This is a genomic window from Mycobacterium sp., assembly GCF_049673265.1.
GTDB lineage: Bacteria > Actinomycetota > Actinomycetes > Mycobacteriales > Mycobacteriaceae > Mycobacterium.
Window position 1 is genome coordinate 1 of record NZ_JBATXN010000111.1, and the last position, 1979, is coordinate 1979.

A 1979-nucleotide genomic window follows, 5' to 3' on the forward strand; every position below is an offset into this window, starting at 1 on the left:
GTGACGCACGCTGGGCCACACATCGAGACACGCGACGCGTGGGTGGAGTTCCCCATCTTCGACGCCAAATCGCGCTCGCTGAAGAAGACCGTCTTGGGCGGCACGATCGGGAGTAACGCTTCCAACGTGGTCGTCATCGAGGCGTTGCGTGATATCACCATGTCACTAGACCTCGGTGACCGCGTCGGCCTGGTCGGGCACAACGGCGCCGGGAAATCGACTCTGCTGCGGCTACTTTCAGGCATCTACGAGCCCACCAGGGGCTGGGCGAAGGTCAGCGGGCGGGTGGCGCCGGTCTTCGATCTCGGCGTCGGCATGGACCCCGAGATCTCCGGCTACGAGAACATCATCATCCGCGGCCTGTTTCTCGGGCAGACGCGACGCCAGATGCTGGCCAAGGTCGACGAGATCGCCGAGTTCACCGAGCTGGGCGACTACCTGTCGATGCCGTTGCGCACCTATTCGACCGGGATGCGGGTGCGGTTGGCGATGGGCGTGGTCACCAGCATCGACCCGGAGATCCTGCTGCTCGACGAGGGCATCGGCGCCGTCGACGCCGACTTTCTCAAGAAGGCTCAGACCCGGCTGCAGGGCCTGGTGGAGCGCTCCGGAATCCTGGTGTTCGCCAGCCACTCCAACGAATTCCTGGCACGGCTGTGCAAGACCGCGATGTGGATCGACCATGGTGTCATCCGCATGTCCGGCGGCATCGAAGACGTCGTGCGGGCCTACGAGGGTGAAGACGCCGCGCGGCATGTGCGTGAAGTGCTCGCCGAGGTCCCGCGATGACGTCGGTGTGCGCCGTCGTGGTGACCCACCGGCGCCCGGACGAACTGGCCAAGTCGCTCGACGCGTTGACGACCCAGAGCCGGCTGCCCGACCAGTTGATCGTCGTCGACAATGATAACGACGAGCGTGTTCGCGAACTGGTTGGCGCGCAATCCATTCCGACGGCGTATCTTCCGTCACACCGAAACCTCGGGGGCGCAGGCGGTTTCGCCCTAGGCATACTTCACGCGCTGGCCGCCGGTGCCGATTGGGTGTGGCTGGCCGACGACGACGGCCGTCCGCAAGACACCGAAGTCTTGGCGACGCTGCTGGCCTGCGCCGACAAACATCGGCTGGCCGAGGTGTCGCCGATGGTGTGCAACGCCGACGACCCGCAACGCCTGGCGTTCCCGCTGCGCCGCGGCCTGGTCTGGCGCAGGCTGGTCAGCGAGTTGCGTACCGCACCGAATCAAGACCTGCTGCCGGGCATCGCGTCGCTGTTCAACGGGGCGCTGTTTGCGGCTTCGGCGTTCGAGTCGATCGGCGTGCCCGACCTGCGGCTGTTCGTCCGCGGCGACGAGGTGGAGATGCACCGTCGGCTGGTCCGCTCCGGCTTGGCGTTCGGAACCTGTTTGAACGCCGTGTATTTGCACCCTTGCGGGTCAGCCGAATTCAAGCCGATCCTTGCCGGGCGCATGCACACCCAATATCCCGACGATCCGACCAAGCGGTATTTCACCTACCGCAACCGCGGCTACCTGCTGTCGCAGCCGGGTCTGCGCAAGCTGCTGGTTCAGGAATGGCTGCGGTTCGGTTGGTTTTTCCTGGTGTCTCGGCGCGACCCGAAGGGTCTGCTGGAGTGGCTGCGGCTGCGGCGGATGGGACGACGGGAAAGATTCGGGCAACCCTCATGACGGTCATCGATGCCACCGCGCAGTCCAAGACGCTGGCTCGCGCCTGGGGCGATTTGGTCGACGGGTATCGCCGCCGCGAGTTGTGGCTGCACCTGGGTTGGCAAGACATCAAACAGCGCTACCGCCGCTCGGTGCTCGGGCCGTTCTGGATCACGATCGCGACCGGCACCACCGCCGTCGCGATGGGCGGCTTGTACTCCAAGCTGTTTCATCTCGAGCTGGCGATACACCTGCCGTACGTCACGCTCGGCCTGATCATCTGGAATCTGATCAACGCCTCGATCCTGGAGGGCGCCG

At 65.2% G+C, this 1979-nt stretch carries 3 protein-coding genes; all 3 read left to right on the forward strand.

The genetic code is table 11. The annotated features are described in order from the left end of the window. Complete coding sequence (locus tag WBF82_RS03655) at positions 1-789, forward strand: ABC transporter ATP-binding protein (RefSeq protein WP_424381736.1); 789 nt, start codon at positions 1-3, stop codon at positions 787-789. Further along, positions 786-1682: a glycosyltransferase gene (locus tag WBF82_RS03660; protein WP_424381737.1), complete on the forward strand. Its 897-nt coding sequence runs from the start codon at positions 786-788 to the stop codon at positions 1680-1682. Before WBF82_RS03655 ends, WBF82_RS03660 begins: the two co-directional genes overlap by 4 nt. After that, positions 1679-1979, forward strand: a 301-nt coding sequence (locus WBF82_RS03665; protein WP_424381738.1) for an ABC transporter permease, incomplete at its 3' end; no start/stop codon positions are given. The genes WBF82_RS03660 and WBF82_RS03665, both read left to right, overlap by 4 nt.

Bases quoted from the DNA above. Each gene is read 5' to 3' on its own strand.
- WBF82_RS03660 (WP_424381737.1), top strand. From the start codon at position 786: ATGACGTCGGTGTGCGCCGTCGTGGTGACCCACCGGCGCCCGGACGAA.